Source organism: Streptomyces flavotricini (assembly GCF_020639365.1).
Taxonomy (GTDB): Bacteria; Actinomycetota; Actinomycetes; order Streptomycetales; family Streptomycetaceae; genus Streptomyces; species Streptomyces flavotricini.
This window is the reverse complement of record NZ_JAINUL010000001.1, coordinates 4,575,224-4,590,084: the sequence shown is the minus strand read 5'-3', so window position 1 is coordinate 4,590,084 and position 14,861 is coordinate 4,575,224. Positions and strand designations below refer to the sequence as shown.

9 protein-coding genes are annotated in these 14,861 nt (G+C 69.9%); 6 read left to right on the top strand and 3 right to left on the bottom strand.

Going from position 1 to position 14,861, the window contains the following annotated elements:
• Nucleotides 1-20 precede the first annotated feature (20 nt).
• Complete coding sequence (locus K7B10_RS20740) at nt 21-1,052, top strand: alanine racemase (RefSeq protein WP_229337930.1); 1,032 nt, start codon at nt 21-23, stop codon at nt 1,050-1,052.
• A 4-nt stretch (nt 1,053-1,056) separates the two neighbouring features.
• Here K7B10_RS20740 and K7B10_RS20735 read toward each other — a convergent pair whose 3' ends face one another.
• On the bottom strand, nt 1,057-2,520 hold the full coding sequence (locus K7B10_RS20735; protein WP_229337928.1) for a glycosyltransferase family 87 protein: 1,464 nt from the start codon (nt 2,518-2,520) through the stop codon (nt 1,057-1,059).
• An 85-nt stretch (nt 2,521-2,605) separates the two neighbouring features.
• A complete protein-coding gene (locus K7B10_RS20730; protein ID WP_229337926.1) occupies nt 2,606-5,188 on the bottom strand; it encodes a transglycosylase domain-containing protein in 2,583 nt (860 codons plus the stop codon).
• A gap of 273 nt (nt 5,189-5,461) precedes the next feature.
• Between K7B10_RS20730 and K7B10_RS20725 the strand changes: the two genes are divergently transcribed.
• The 3 genes from K7B10_RS20725 to K7B10_RS20715 all read left to right on the top strand — a co-directional run bounded on the left by K7B10_RS20725 (nt 5,462) and on the right by K7B10_RS20715 (nt 8,567).
• Entirely contained in the window at nt 5,462-6,064 is a 603-nt protein-coding gene (locus tag K7B10_RS20725) for a PadR family transcriptional regulator (protein WP_030857740.1), read from the top strand.
• 49 nt (nt 6,065-6,113) lie between these two features.
• Nucleotides 6,114-7,196, top strand: a complete 1,083-nt coding sequence (locus K7B10_RS20720; RefSeq protein WP_229337924.1) for an inositol-3-phosphate synthase — start codon at nt 6,114-6,116, stop codon at nt 7,194-7,196.
• A gap of 105 nt (nt 7,197-7,301) precedes the next feature.
• A complete protein-coding gene (locus K7B10_RS20715) occupies nt 7,302-8,567 on the top strand; it encodes an MFS transporter (protein ID WP_229337922.1) in 1,266 nt (421 codons plus the stop codon).
• 62 nt (nt 8,568-8,629) lie between these two features.
• On the opposite strand, the gene K7B10_RS20710 is transcribed toward K7B10_RS20715, so the two are convergent.
• A complete protein-coding gene (locus tag K7B10_RS20710; RefSeq protein WP_229337919.1) occupies nt 8,630-10,072 on the bottom strand; it encodes a CCA tRNA nucleotidyltransferase in 1,443 nt (480 codons plus the stop codon).
• A gap of 186 nt (nt 10,073-10,258) precedes the next feature.
• Between K7B10_RS20710 and K7B10_RS20705 the strand changes: the two genes are divergently transcribed.
• Together K7B10_RS20705 and murJ are read left to right on the top strand one after the other, a co-directional pair.
• The gene (locus K7B10_RS20705) at nt 10,259-12,526 is read left to right on the top strand and encodes a DUF6049 family protein (RefSeq protein ID WP_229337917.1); all 2,268 of its coding nucleotides are present in this window, start codon (nt 10,259-10,261) and stop codon (nt 12,524-12,526) included.
• Between the two features lie 46 nt (nt 12,527-12,572).
• On the top strand, nt 12,573-14,747 hold the full coding sequence (gene murJ, locus K7B10_RS20700) for a murein biosynthesis integral membrane protein MurJ (RefSeq protein WP_229337915.1): 2,175 nt from the start codon (nt 12,573-12,575) through the stop codon (nt 14,745-14,747).
• Nucleotides 14,748-14,861: the final 114 nt, after the last annotated feature.

Below are 14,861 nucleotides of genomic sequence, written 5' to 3'. Positions count from 1 at the left end.
GAGAGAGGCTCCGGACGGGCATGGCGCTCACGCTCTACGTCGACACCGCGCGCTGGCGTGCGCACCAGAAGCAGATCCAGGACCAGTTCCCCGGGATGATCCCGGTCTGCAAGGGCAACGGCTACGGCTTCGGCCACGAGCGGCTGTGCGAGGAGGCGACCCGGCTGGGCGCCGACGTACTGGCCGTCGGGACCACGTACGAGGCCGCCAGCATCAAGGACTTCTTCGGCGGCGACCTGCTCGTCCTCACCCCGTTCCGGCGGGGCGAGGAGCCGGTGCCGCTGCCGGACCGGGTGATCCGCTCGGTGTCCTCGCTGGACGGGGTCCGCGGCCTGGTCGGCGCCCGCGTGGTGATCGAGTGCATGAGCTCGATGCGCCGCCACGGCATCTCCGAGCAGGACCTGGGCCAGCTGCACGCGGCGATCGAGGACGTGCGGCTGGAGGGCTTCGCCCTGCACCTGCCGCTGGACCGCCCGGACGGCTCGGACGCCGTCGAGGAGGTCATCGGCTGGATGGACCGGCTGCGCGCGGCCCGGCTGCCGCTGCACACCATGTTCGTCAGCCACCTGCGGGCCGAGGAGCTGGGCCGGCTCCAGCAGCAGTTCCCGCAGACCCGCTTCCGGGCGCGGATCGGCACCCGGCTGTGGCTGGGCGATCACGAGGCGACCGAGTACCGCGGCGCCGTCCTGGACGTCACGCACGTCGCCAAGGGCGACCGGTTCGGTTACCGCCAGCAGAAGGCCGCCTCAGACGGCTGGCTGGTCGTGGTCGCGGGCGGCACGTCGCACGGAGTGGGCCTGGAGGCCCCCAAGGCCCTGCACGGTGTGATGCCGCGCGCCAAGGGCGTGGCACGGGCCGGTCTGGCGACCGTGAACCGGAACCTGTCGCCGTTCGTGTGGGCGGGCAAGCAGCGCTGGTTCGCGGAGCCCCCGCACATGCAGGTGTCGATCCTGTTCGTGCCGTCGGACGCGCCCGAGCCGAAGGTCGGCGACGAGCTGGTGGCGCACCTGCGCCACACCACGACGCAGTTCGACCGGGTGCTCGACGCCTGACCGGTCAGTCCCCGTGGGCCGTGCCCCACTCCACCCGCTGTCCCTCCGAGGGCGCCGCGTCCTGCGGCGCCCTCGCCGCGTCCGACAGCACGAAGACGTCCTCGGCCCCGTCCAGGACGCCGCCGGACGGGTCGTCCGATCCGTCGCGGCGTACGACGTCCCGCTCGGGCAGCAGGACGTCGCGGACGACGACCGCGCAGAGGTAGAGGGTCGCCAGCAGATGGGCGGCGATCGCCAGCTGGTAGCCCTCCACGGGCAGGCCCTGGTGCTTGTCCCCGCTGGTCGTGTAGGCCAGGTAGAACCAGATCCCGAGGAAGTACACGACCTCGCCGGCCTGCCAGATCAGGAAGTCCCGCCAGCGCGGCCGGGCCAGCGCCGCGAGCGGGATGAGCCACAGCACGTACTGCGGCGAGTAGACCTTGTTGGCCAGGATGAAGGCGGCCACGACCAGGAGGGCCAGCTGCGCGAAACGGGGTCGGCGGGGGGCGGTCAGCGTCAGCAGGCCGATACCCGCGCACAGCAGCAGCGTCAGGCCCGTCGCGTACGTGTTGGCGTCTTGCAGGGGGTTCCCGGAGCGCTGGGAGATGAGCAGCCAGACGGAGCCGAAGTCGATCGGGCGTTCCTGGCTGAACGTGTAGAACTTCTTCCAGCCGTCCCAGGCGTAGATCATGACGGGCAGGTTGACCACGAGCCAGGAGACGGCGGCACCGAGGACGGCGGAGCCGAAGGCGCGCCACTTCCCGGCCCGCCAGCACAGTACGAACAGCACGCCGAGCAGCAGGACGGGGTAGAGCTTGGCGGCGGTGGCCAGGCCGATGAACACGCCGAAGAGCAGGGTGCGGCCGCGGGACCACATGAGCATCCCCGCGGCGGTCAGGGCGATGGCCAGCAGGTCCCAGTTGATCGTCGCGGTGAGCGCGAAGGCGGGTGCGAGGGCGAAGAGCAGCGCGTCCCAGGGCCGGCGCCGGTGGGTGCGCACGACGCACACGGCGATGACCGCGGTGCAGGCCATCAGCATCCCCGCGTTGACCATCCAGTACATCTGCTCGCGGTGCTGCATGGAGCCGCTGCCCGGGGTCAGCCAGGAGGCGACCTCCATGAAGAGCCCGGTGAGGACCGGGTACTCCAAGTACTCCATGTCGCCGGGGAGGCGGTCGAAGTAGGGCGTGAGCCCGTCGGCGAAGCCGCGTACGGAGAACAGGTGCGGGATGTCGGAGTAGCAGGCGTGCGTGTACTGGGAGTCGGCTCCCCTGAACCACGCCCAGTCGTAGCAGGGCAGCTTCTGCACCATGCCGAGCGCGAACATCCCGAGGGCCACGAGGACCACGACGCGGACCGGGGTCAGCCAGTGGCCGCCCAGCCGGGCGTAGCGGCCCATCGGGCCGCCGAGGAACTCACTGCCGGCCGCGGCGACCTCGTCCTGCTGGGTGGGCAGAACGGGCGGCCGGTCCTCGTGCACCTTCGTCATGCGCTCATCCTGCCGTACGGGGCCGGACATGCGGGAGGGCCGCCGCACGGTGTGCGGCGGCCCTCACCGGGCGCAGTGAGGCGGGTCAGCCGGAGGCGCCCACCGAGGTCCCCCAGCTCGTGCCGCCGGGACGTCCCGGTCTGCCCGACGGACTCCCCGACGGTGAACCGCTGGGTCCGCCGGTCCCGCCGCCGGAGCCCCCGTTGGTGCTGCCGCTGTTCGTACCGCCATTGGTGTCCGGGATGCAGTACAGCTCCCACGGCTTGCAGGTCGGCTTGCCGCCCTTCGACGGGGACGGGGAGACCGGCGGGGAGGAGCTCGCCGAGGGCGAGGGCATCGACGGGGAGGGCGAGGGGGAGAAGGACGGGGACGGCGAAGGGGCACCGGAGGCGTCCGCGGTGACGCCGATCTTCTCGGCCTCCGGGAACTCCTTGACCGGGGCGCCCTTGAGGGCTTCCTTCATGTACTCGGTCCAGATCGCGGCCGGGATGTCGCCACCGTGGATGGAGTCGACGCCGCCGACGCCGTTCATGGAGATGAGCTTCTTGTCCTTCGAGTTCGGGTCGGTGCGGAACAGGGCGACCGAGGTGGACAGCTCGGGGGTGTAGCCGACGAACCAGGCCGACTTGTTCTGGTCGGTGGTTCCGGTCTTGCCGGCGGCGGGCCGGGTGAAGCCGAGCTTCCTGACCTTGGTGCCGGTGCCGTTGTCGACGACGTTCTCCAGCACCTTGGTGACGTTGTCGGCGATGGTGTCGTCCATCGCCCGCTGCTCCTTGGGGGCCCCGAAGCCGGGCAGCTCCTTTCCGTCCTTCTCGACGCTGGTCACGGAGAACGGATCGTGGTGGGTGCCGGAGGCGGCGAAGGTGGCGTACGAGTCGGCCATGCGGATGGCGCTCGGCGTCGAGGTGCCGAGGGCGAACGAGGCGTCGTTGTTCGGGTTCATCGAGTCCTTGAGGATGCCCGTGGCCTCGGCCACCTCTCGGACCTTGTTGTGGCCGACGTCGAAGACGAGCTGCGCGAACGGCACGTTGATGGACTTCTCCATCGCCTCGTTGAGGGTCACGTAGCCGTACGGGTAGGTGCTCTCGTTCTTCTGCTTGAACGGCTTGCCCGAGGCGTCCCGCAGCGGCTTGCCGTCGCGGTTGTTGATCACGGTCAGGTCGTTCGCGTTGTACTTGCTGTCGGCCGAGATGCCCTGGCCGCGCGAGTTCTGGGTGCCGTACTCCATCGCGGCCGCCAGGACGTACGGCTTCCAGGTCGAGCCGACCGGGACACCGAGGGTGTCGGCGTTGTTGCTGAAGTACTTCTTGTCCATGCCCGGGCCGCCGTACAGGGCCACGATCGCCCCGCTCTTCACGTCCACCGAGGCGGCCCCGAACTGGACGAAGGTGTCGTACTCGGGCCGGGCCTTCTCGTCCAGGAAGTTGTTGCGGGTGTCCTCGACAGCCTTGACCAGCGCGTCCACCTTGGGCTTCTGGAAGGTGGTCTTGATCTGGTAGCCGCCGCGGGCCATCTCCTCGGCCGTGAGGCCGGTGACCTTCATCACGTACTTCTTGGCCGTGTCGACCAGGTAGCCGGTCTGACCGGACAGGCTGCGGGCCTGCTCGGAGTCGACGATCTTCGGGAACTCCGTGAACTGGTCCCGCTCGGCCTTCTGCATCCGGCCGACGGCGACCTCGCGGTCCAGGACCCAGGCCCAGCGCTCCTTGGCCCGCTCGGTGTTCTTCTCGGGGGTGGCCGCCGTACCGATGCCGCCGTCCGGGTTGTAGAGGTTGGGCCCCTTGAGCACCGAGGCCAGGAAGGCGCTCTCGGACGGTGTGAGGTCCTTGCAGTCCTTGCCGAAGTAGGCTCGCGAGGCCGCCTGGATGCCGTAGGCGTCGCGACCGTAGTAGGCGGTGTTGAGGTAGCCGGCGAGGATCGTGTCCTTCTCCTCGGACACGCCCAGCTTTATCGAGATGAAGAGCTCGGTGACCTTCCGCTTGAGCGTCTGGTCGGAGTCCAGGTACGTGTTCTTCACGTACTGCTGGGTGATGGTCGAGCCACCCTGGGTGGAGCCGCCCTTGGCCATGTTCCACACGGCGCGGGCGATGCCCATCGGGTCGACGCCCTTGTCCGTCTCGAAGGACTCGTTCTCCGCGGAGATCACCGCGTTCTGCATCGACTTGGGGATCTTGTCGATGGGAACGATCTGGCGGTTCATCGATCCGCCGGTGGCCACCATCTGGGTGCCGTCCGCCCAGAAGAAGACGTTGTTCTGGGCCTGGGCCGCCTTGTTCGGGTCGGGGGTGTTCACCGACGCGATGCCGATGCCGGCGCCCGCCGTGACGACGGCGAAGAAGCCGAGCGCCGTGCCGCAGACCAGCTTCCAGGACGGTACGAACCGCTGCCAGCCGTCCTTGTCGGAGCGCGGGTAGTTGATCAGCCGCTTGTCCGGGCGGCCCGCGCCGTCGGCGTCGCGTCCGCGTCCTCCGGCTCCACGGGGGGCGGCCCGGCGCGTGCCGGCCCGGCCGCCGTGGCCGGGCGGCTCTGCGTACGGTCCGCTGGGCGACGCGGTGGGGACGTCGCGTGCGGGTCCGGCACCCCGGCCGGGGCGCTGCTGGGCGGCCCGACGGGTCGCGGCACGTCCGCCCCCTTCGGGATGCGGCGGTTTGCGGCGGTGCTCGCTCATCGAACGACTACTCCTCGGGCAGGCGAGTGGCCTGGAAGCGGCAGGTGAATTCCGGTTCCCCCGTTGTCATGGCCCACAGACTACGCACGCTCAAAACCCGAACAGTGCCGAAGTTCACCCCAAATCAGGCAACTCGGTTCGTGCGAATTAGTGATGTGACGCCGGTCACCACGCCACCCCTTGTCGTCGAAGACGGCCCGTTCTATCGTCTGGATGTATCGAGCCGATACATCAGCTCGGTATAAAACTCAGGGGCGAGGGAGAGGCAGGCGGATGAGCAGGCGCTCAGGCATCCTCGAGTTCGCCGTCCTCGGCCTGCTTCGCGAATCCCCCATGCACGGGTACGAGCTCCGCAAGCGGCTCAACACCTCCCTGGGGGTGTTCCGGGCGTTCAGTTACGGGACGCTCTATCCCTGCCTCAAGACGTTGGTCGCCAACGGCTGGTTGATCGAAGAACCGGGCAACGCCCCGGAAGACGCTCTCGCCACTTCACTCGCAGGGCGCCGCGCCAAGATCGTCTACCGGTTGACGGCGGCGGGCAAGGAGCACTTCGAGGAGCTCCTGTCCCACACGGGCCCCGACGCCTGGGAGGACGAGTCCTTCGCCGCCCGCTTCGCCTTCTTCGGTCAGACCGAGCGGGAAGTGCGCATGCGGGTCCTGGAGGGCCGTCGCAGCCGGCTGGAGGAGCGCCTGGAGAAGATGCGCGCCTCACTCGCCCGTACGCGGGAGCGCCTCGACGACTACACGCTTGAGCTGCAGCGGCACGGTATGGAGTCCGTGGAGCGCGAAGTGCGCTGGCTGAACGAGCTCATCGAGAGTGAGCGGGCGGGACGGGATCGGAGACGACCCGGTCCGCCCGACGAAACTGCAAAGTGAGGCCTGCATCTCGCAGGCCTCGTCCAAGAACGAACAGGGAGCAACCGGAATGGGTTCGGTTCGCGTAGCCATCGTCGGCGTGGGCAACTGCGCCGCCTCGCTGGTGCAGGGCGTCGAGTACTACAAGGACGCCGACCCGGCGGCCAAGGTCCCCGGTCTGATGCACGTCCAGTTCGGCGACTACCACGTGGGCGACGTCGAGTTCGTCGCCGCGTTCGACGTCGACGCGAAGAAGGTCGGCCTCGACCTTTCGGACGCCATCGGCGCCAGCGAGAACAACACCATCAAGATCTGCGACGTCCCCAACACGGGCGTGACCGTGCAGCGCGGCCACACCCTGGACGGCCTGGGTAAGTACTACCGCATGACGATCGAGGAGTCCGCCGAGGCTCCGGTCGACGTGGTCCAGGTCCTCAAGGACCGCGAGGTCGACGTTCTGGTCTGCTACCTGCCCGTCGGCTCCGAGGCAGCGGCGAAGTTCTACGCCCAGTGCGCCATCGACGCCAAGGTCGCCTTCGTCAACGCCCTCCCGGTCTTCATCGCCGGCACCAAGGAGTGGGCCGACAAGTTCACCGAGGCCGGTGTCCCGATCGTCGGCGACGACATCAAGTCGCAGGTCGGCGCCACCATCACGCACCGCGTGATGGCCAAGCTGTTCGAGGACCGCGGTGTCCGTCTTGAGCGCACCATGCAGCTCAACGTCGGCGGCAACATGGACTTCAAGAACATGCTGGAGCGCGACCGCCTGGAGTCGAAGAAGATCTCCAAGACGCAGGCCGTCACCTCGCAGATCCCCGACCGCGAGCTCGGCGAGAAGAACGTCCACATCGGCCCGTCCGACTACGTGGCGTGGCTCGACGACCGCAAGTGGGCCTACGTCCGCCTCGAAGGCCGCGCCTTCGGCGACGTCCCGCTGAACCTCGAGTACAAGCTCGAGGTGTGGGACTCCCCGAACTCCGCCGGTGTCATCATCGACGCCCTGCGCGCCGCGAAGATCGCCAAGGACCGCGGCATCGGTGGCCCGATCCTGTCGGCTTCGAGCTACTTCATGAAGTCCCCGCCGGTGCAGTACTTCGACGACGAGGCGCTGGCCAACGTCGAGAAGTTCATCAAGGGCGAGGTCGAGCGCTAAGTCGGACCCCACGGGTCTTCGGACACCTGGTCTTCGACCGTTCTTCCGCGGAGGGTCCCCGGGCAATGTGCCCGGGGACCCTCCGCGTATGTGACCCTTGCCCTCATGCCTGTCGTAGGTGATCTGCGCGTACTCCTGCGCCTGAGGGACTTCCGCAACCTTCTCGCCGTACGGCTGCTCTCCCAGGCCGCCGACGGCGTGTACCAGGTGGCGCTCGCCACGTACGTGGTGTTCTCCCCCGAGAAGCAGACCTCGCCCGCGGCCATCGCCTCGGCCATGGCGGTCCTGCTGCTGCCGTACTCGCTGATCGGCCCCTTCGCCGGGGTACTGCTCGACCGCTGGCGCCGCCGCCAGGTCTTCCTCTTCGGCAACCTGCTGCGGGCGGTCCTGGCCTGCGTCACCGGCCTGCTGATCGTCGCGCAGGTCCCCGACTGGCTCTTCTACGCCTCCGCCCTGTCGGTCACCGCCGTCAACCGCTTCGTTCTGGCCGGGCTCGCCGCCTCCCTGCCCCGCGTCGTCGCCCCCGCACAGCTGGTCACCGCCAACTCGCTCTCCCCCACGGCCGGGACGCTCGCGGCGGTCGCCGGCGGGGGACTCGCGTTCCTCGTCCGGGTGCTGGCCTCCGACTCCAACGCCCTGGTAGTGCTGCTCGGCGCCGGGCTCTACCTGTGCGCGGCCCTGGTCTCCCTGCGCCTGGCCGTGGGCCTGCTCGGCCCGGACCATCCCGCCGGACGGGTCCACCCCTCGGTGGCCCAGGGGATAGCCCTGACCGTCCGGGGCATGGTCGAGGGGCTGCGACACCTGGCTTCCCGGCGCGAGGCGGCCCAGACGCTCACCGCCATGACCCTGATGCGCTTCTGCTACGGGGCCCTGTTCGTGACGCTGCTCATGCTCTGCCGGTACTCCTGGTCGGACAGCGAGTCCGCCGGCCTCGCCCTGCTGGGCATCGCGGTCGGCGTCTCCGGGGCCGGGTTCTTCGCGGCCGCCGTCGTCACCCCCTGGATGGTGGGCCGGCTGGGGACCCGAGGCTGGATCACGGCCTGCTCCGCCGGGGCAGCCGTCCTGGTGCCCCCGCTCGGGCTGTTCTTCAGGCCCGGACCGATGCTGGTCGCGGCCTTCGTGCTGGGCCTCGCCACCCAGGGCGCGAAGATCTGCACCGACACGGCCATCCAGTCCCATGTGGACGACGACTTCCGCGGCCGGGTCTTCTCCGTCTACGACGTGCTCTTCAACATCGCTTTCGTGGGCGCGGCCGCCGTGGCCGCATTGATGCTCCCCCCGGACGGGCGGTCCGTCACGCTGATCGTGAGCGTGTCCGTCCTCTACGCGGTGACGGCGGTCTACCTGAGGCGCCGGGGAGCGCAATCGTGACGCGTCCGATGCGTCGGCCGGGTCGATGTTTCACGTGAAACATCGACCCGGCCGCCTGCGGATCAGGCCTGTGCCGCCCACCACTCCTTGAGAGCGGCGACCGCGGCGTCGCGTTCCATCGGACCGTTCTCCAGCCGCAGCTCCAGCAGGAACGCGTAGGCCTTGCCGATCACCGGCCCGGGACCGACGCCCAGGACCTGCATGATCTCGTTTCCGTCCAGGTCGGGCCTGATGGCGTCGAGCTCCTCCTGCTCCTGAAGCTGCGCGATGCGCTCCTCCAGGCCGTCGTAGGTGCGGGAGAGGGCATTGGCCTTTCGCTTGTTGCGCGTGGTGCAGTCGGACCGGGTGAGCTTGTGCAGGCGGTCCAGGAGCGGGCCGGCGTCGCGGACGTAGCGCCGCACCGCGGAGTCGGTCCACTCGCCGTCCCCGTAGCCGTGGAAGCGCAGGTGCAGCTCCACCAGCCGGGACACGTCCTTGACCATGTCGTTGGAGTACTTCAGCGCGGTCATGCGCTTCTTGGTCATCTTCGCGCCCACCACTTCGTGGTGGTGGAAGGAGACCCGGCCGTCGCTCTCGAACCGGCGGGTGCGCGGCTTGCCGATGTCGTGGAGCAGGGCCGCCAGCCTCAGCACCAGGTCCGGGCCGTCGTGCTCCAGCGCGATGGCCTGCTCCAGCACGATCAGCGAGTGGTCGTAGACGTCCTTGTGCCGGTGGTGCTCGTCACTCTCCAGCCGCAGGGCGGGCAGCTCGGGCAGCACATGATCGGCCAGCCCGGTGTCGACGAGCAGGCCCAGGCCCTTGCGGGGGTGCGCGGACAGCAGCAGCTTGTTCAGCTCGCCCTGCACCCGCTCCGCCGAGACGATCTCGATCCGGTCCGACATCGCCTTCATCGCCGCCACGACCTCGGGAGCGACCTCGAAGTCGAGCTGCGCGGCGAAGCGCGCCGCGCGCAGCATCCGCAGCGGGTCGTCGGAGAAGGAGTCCTCCGGGGTGCCGGGGGTGCGCAGAACGCCCGCCTGGAGGTCTTCCAGGCCCCCGTGGGGGTCCACGAACTCCTTCTCGGGGAGCGCGACGGCCATCGCGTTCACGGTGAAGTCCCGGCGGACCAGGTCCTCCTCGATCGAGTCCCCGTAGGACACCTCCGGCTTGCGCGAGGTGCGGTCGTACGACTCCGATCGGTACGTGGTCACCTCGATCTGGAAGCCCTCTTTCTGGGCTCCGACGGTGCCGAAGGCGATGCCGACGTCCCAGACCGAGTCGGCCCACGGCCGGACGATCTTCAGGACGGCCTCGGGGCGGGCGTCGGTGGTGAAGTCGAGGTCGTTGCCGAGACGCCCGAGCAGCGCATCGCGTACGGACCCGCCGACCAGGGCAAGGCGGTAGCCGGCCTCCTGGAACCGGCGGCCGAGCTCGTCGGCGACAGGGGCGACCCGCAGCAGTTCACTGACCGCGCGGCGCTGCACCTGACTCAGGGCACTGGGGTTGTCTTCGTTGGCGTTCGGCACAACAGAAAAGGGTACGTGCCCCGCCCGGCGCGGGCTTCCCTGTTTGTGGGCACCCCGGCACGCGGCGCCGCCGGGGCGGCCCCCGATCATGTGGAGCAAGGCGCGGCACTCGCGCACAGCGCACCTCGTTACCATTCGTGGACGCACATACGACGACCACTGACACTTCGAGGGACGGGCTAGCGCGTGGCCGAGGCGGCAGACATCCAGGGGGCACCCCCCGCACCTGCCCGGCGCCGCTGGCTGCGGCGCGCAGTCGTTCTGCTGGCCGGGACCCCCGTGCTCGCCGCTCTGGTCTACTCACCCGCCCCACAGGCCGCCCAGGCCGCCGAGGCGGGTACCGTCGACGTACAGCTGGACGGTATGGCTCCCGCGGCCCCGGTCAAGGGCGACACGCTCACCATCTCCGGCACCGTGGTCAACAACGGCCGGGAGACGATCACGGGCGCGCACGTGGGGCTGCGGGTCGGGCCCGCCCTGGGCGACCGGGCCTCCATCGACGAGGCCGCGGAACGCGCCGGGTTCCGGGCCGGCACGGACCCCGGTGAGATCGACCCGGCCTACGCCGTGAAGATCCCCTCGCTGCCGTCCAAGGTCAAGCAGGACTTCACCCTCACCATCCCGGTGAACAAGCTGGAGCTGGACAAGGACGGCGTCTACCAGCTCGGCGTCTCGCTGTCCGGGGAGACCGAAAGCCGCCAGTACGAGCAGGTGCTCGGCATCAAGCGGACCTTCCTCCCCTGGCAGCCCGAGGCCGCCGCCAAACGCTCTCAGCTCACGTACCTGTGGCCGCTGATCTCCACCACGCACGTGACGGCGGAGACCGGCTCGGACGAGCTGCAGACCCCCGTCTTCCTCGACGACTCCCTCGCCGATGAGCTCAAGTCAGGCGGGCGCCTCCAGCAGATGGTCGCCCTCGGCAAGGACCTGCCCGTCACCTGGGTCATCGACCCCGACCTGCTGTACACGGTCGATGCCATGACCAAGGGCTACCGGTACCGCACGCCGGACGGCCGGATCGTCCAGGGCAAGAACAAGGCCGTCGCCGAGCAGTGGCTGAGCGCCCTGGAGGCGGCGGTCCAGGGCAAGAAGATCGTCGCGCTGCCGTTCGCCGACCCCGACATCGCCTCCCTCGCCCACCAGGGCAAGGACGTCTCGGGCACCCTCGGTCAGCTGCGGCCGGCCACCGACAAGGCGAAGCAGGCCGTGGAGACCGTCCTGCACGTCACCCCGTCCACCGACTTCTCCTGGCCCGTGGACGGGGCCATCGACCCGTCGATCGTCAACGTGGCGACCTCGGCGGGCGCCCACAACGTCCTGACGCGCAGCGACAGCCTCCAGGAGACCGGCGCCCTCGGCTACACGCCCTCCGCGGCCCGTCCCATCGGGGCGGGCGCCACGGCCGTCGTCGCCGACGCCGACCTGTCCACCGCTTTCGAGGGCGACATGCTGAACGCCGGGAACGCCACGCTGGCCGTGCAGCGCTTCCTCGCCCAGAGCCTCGCCCTGAACCTGCAGAAGACCGACAACCAGCGCAGCTTCGTCGTCACCCCGCAGCGGATGCCGTCCACCAGCCAGGCTCAATCGATGGCGGCCGCCGTACGGGGCCTGCAGGCGGGCCGCTGGACCCAGCCGGCAGACCTCGACACCGCGGCTGCGACCAAGCCCGACCCGGGCGTCAACACCCAGGTCCCGGGCGCCGGCCAGTACCCCGAGGCGCTGCGCAAGACGGAGCTCCCGGTCTCGGCCTTCGAGAAGATCCGCACCACCCAGAACACCCTGGACCACTTCAAGGTGATCCTCAGCGCGCCCGACCGCGTGGAGATCCCCTTCGGCAACACCACCAACCGCGAGATGTCCACTTCCTGGCGCGGCCGCCCCGAGGAGGCGCGGCTCTACCGGGAGCAGGTGCAGGAGTACCTGATCGGTCTCACCGAGAAGGTCAAGGTCGTCCCCAAGTCCGACGCCACCCTGTCCGGACACAGCGCGACCATCCCGGTCAGCGTCCAGAACAGCCTCGTCCAGGACGTGCACAACCTCGTCCTGCGCGTGAAGTCCGCCAACCCGACCCGCCTGATGTTCGGCGACAGCGGCCAGGCCGAGCAGGAAGTGACCGTCACGGGCGGGCACAGCCAGACGGTCAAGTTCACCGCCAACGCCACCGCGAGCGGCCCCGTCGAGGTCACCGCGCAGCTCTTCACCACGGACGGCGTGCCCTACGGCAAGGCACGCAAGTTCACCGTGGAGGCCACCGAGATCACTCCGACCGTCATGCTCGTCATCGCGGGCGGCGTTCTCCTCCTCGTCCTGGCGGGCATCAAGATGTACGCCAGCCGCAAGCGCATCGCGGCCCGTGCGGCCGCCGACGAGAGCACGCAGCCGAGTGACGAGACCCCGGACACCGGACCGCAAAGCACCGGGCCGTCCGGCACGGGTGAGACAGTGGACCGTTGAGCGATGCCGTGGCCGGTCGGCCTGGGGACGATGAGGTGGGGTTTCGATGAACGCGCCGTACGACGGTGACCGCGCGCAGGGCACTGGTGGGCCCGCGCCCTACCAGGGCTCTGCCCCGGGCACCCCGGTGGCCGGGCAGGTCCCCGCGCCTGCGCCCGCGCCGGACCGTGACCCGTACGTCCAGGACGCCTACGGCCACGACCCGTACCGGTCCCAGGACCTGTCGGCCCAGGACCCCGTCGCCGAGGTCCTCTACGACCGGGCCGCGCACCCTCCGCCGCCGCCCGGCACCTACCAGGAGCCCGGACCGCTCTACGCGGCCCCGCAGGCCCCCGTGCACGCCCCCGACCCGCACGTCTGGGCCCAGACCCCGCCGCCCGAGCCGGACGGGCCCTCCCGGCACCTGCCGTACGGCGACCACGCGACGACCACCCAGTTCGTCGGCGTGGACTCCCTGGTCACGAATGCGGCGGACGAGAAACCCGAGCCGGACGCCTTCGCGCACCTCTACCGGGACCAGCAGGGCACGCCCGGCACGCCCGTGGAGGACGTCCCCGTCGCCGCCCCGGCACCGAGCAAGCCTGCCGGCCGCGCCTCCAGCCTCCTCAAGTCCAGCGCCCTGATGGCCGCCGGCACGATCGTCTCCCGCATCACCGGCTTCCTGCGGACCCTCGTCATCGCCGGTGCCATCGGCGTGGGCACGTTCAACGACACGTACCAGATCGCCAACACCCTGCCGACGATGATCTACGTGCTGGTCGGCGGCGGCGCGCTCAACGCCGTCTTCATCCCGCAGCTGGTACGGGCCATGAAGCAGGACGACGACGGGGGCGAGGCCTACGCCAACCGCCTCCTGACGCTCGTCGTCGTGCTGCTGGCCGCCATCACCACGATCTGCGTCCTCGCGGCGCCGGTGTTCATCACGATGATGTCGCCGAAGCTCGCGTCCGACCCCCAGCAGATGGACGTCGCGGTCGCCTTCGCCCGGTACTGCCTGCCGACCATGTTCTTCATGGGCGTGCACGTGGTCCTCGGTCAGATCCTGAACGCGCGCGGCCGGTTCGGCGCGATGATGTGGACCCCCGTCCTCAACAACATCGTCGTCATCGCCACCTTCGGCGCCTTCATCTGGGCCTTCGGCGGCTTCACCACCTCCGGGGTCAGCGCCACCACCGTCACCCCCGAGGGCGTCCGCCTGCTGGGCCTCGGCACCCTCCTGGGCCTCACCGTCCAGGCCCTCGCGATGCTGCCCTACCTGCGCGACGCCGGCTTCAGGCCGCGCCTGCGCTTCGACTGGCGGGGCCACGGCCTCGGCAAGGCCGCCCGCCTGGCCAAGTGGACGTTCTTCTTCGTCCTGGCCAACCAGATCGGGCTCGTCGTCGTGACGCAGCTCGCCACGTGGGCCGGATCCGTGGCGGAGAAGCAGGGCCACCCCGGCACCGGCATCACCGCCTACAACTACGCACTGCTGCTGTGGCAGATGCCGCAGGCCATCATCACCGTCTCCGTCATGACGGCCGTGCTGCCGCGCATCTCCCGCTCCGCCCACGACGGGGACGCGGCCGCCGTCCGCGACGACATCTCGTACGGGCTGCGCACCTCGGCCGTCGCGATCGTGCCCTGCGCCTTCGCGTTCCTCGCCCTCGGCGTCCCCATGGCCACGCTGCTGTACGCGGGTTCCGGATCCGGCGCCCAGAACATCGGCTACGTCCTGATGGCCTTCGGCCTGGGACTCATCCCGTACTCCGTCCAGTACGTCGTCCTGCGCGGGTTCTACGCCTACGAGGACACCCGGACGCCCTTCTACAACACGGTCATCGTCGCCGGCGTCAACGCGGCCGTCTCCACCGCCGCGTTCTTCGTGCTCCCCGCGCGCTGGGCCGTCGTCGGCATGGCCGCCGCCTACGGCCTCGGCTACACGGTCGGCGTGGGCGTCGCCTGGCGGCGGCTGCGCACCCGGCTGGGCGGCGACCTCGACGGCGCCCACGTGATGCGCACCTACGCCCGCCTCACCGGCGCCTGCGTCCCCGCGGCCGCCGTGGGCGGCGCCACCGCCTACGCGGTCACCCAGTGGCTCGGCAGCGGAGTCACCGGCTCCTTCGCCGCGTTGGCCGCCGGCGGTGTCGCGCTGGCCGCCGTATTCCTCGTGGCGGCCAAGCGGATGCGCATCGAAGAGCTCAACGCCATGGTCGGAATGGTCCGCGGCCGCTTGGGTCGCTGATGCGCACAACCGTCGGACCCCTTCGCGTGTCGTGCATAGCGCCGGACTGTGGGCACAATTGGCATGGCTTCGCAGACTGGCCGACAGCGCGTAACGGATGGGGAGGCAGGAACG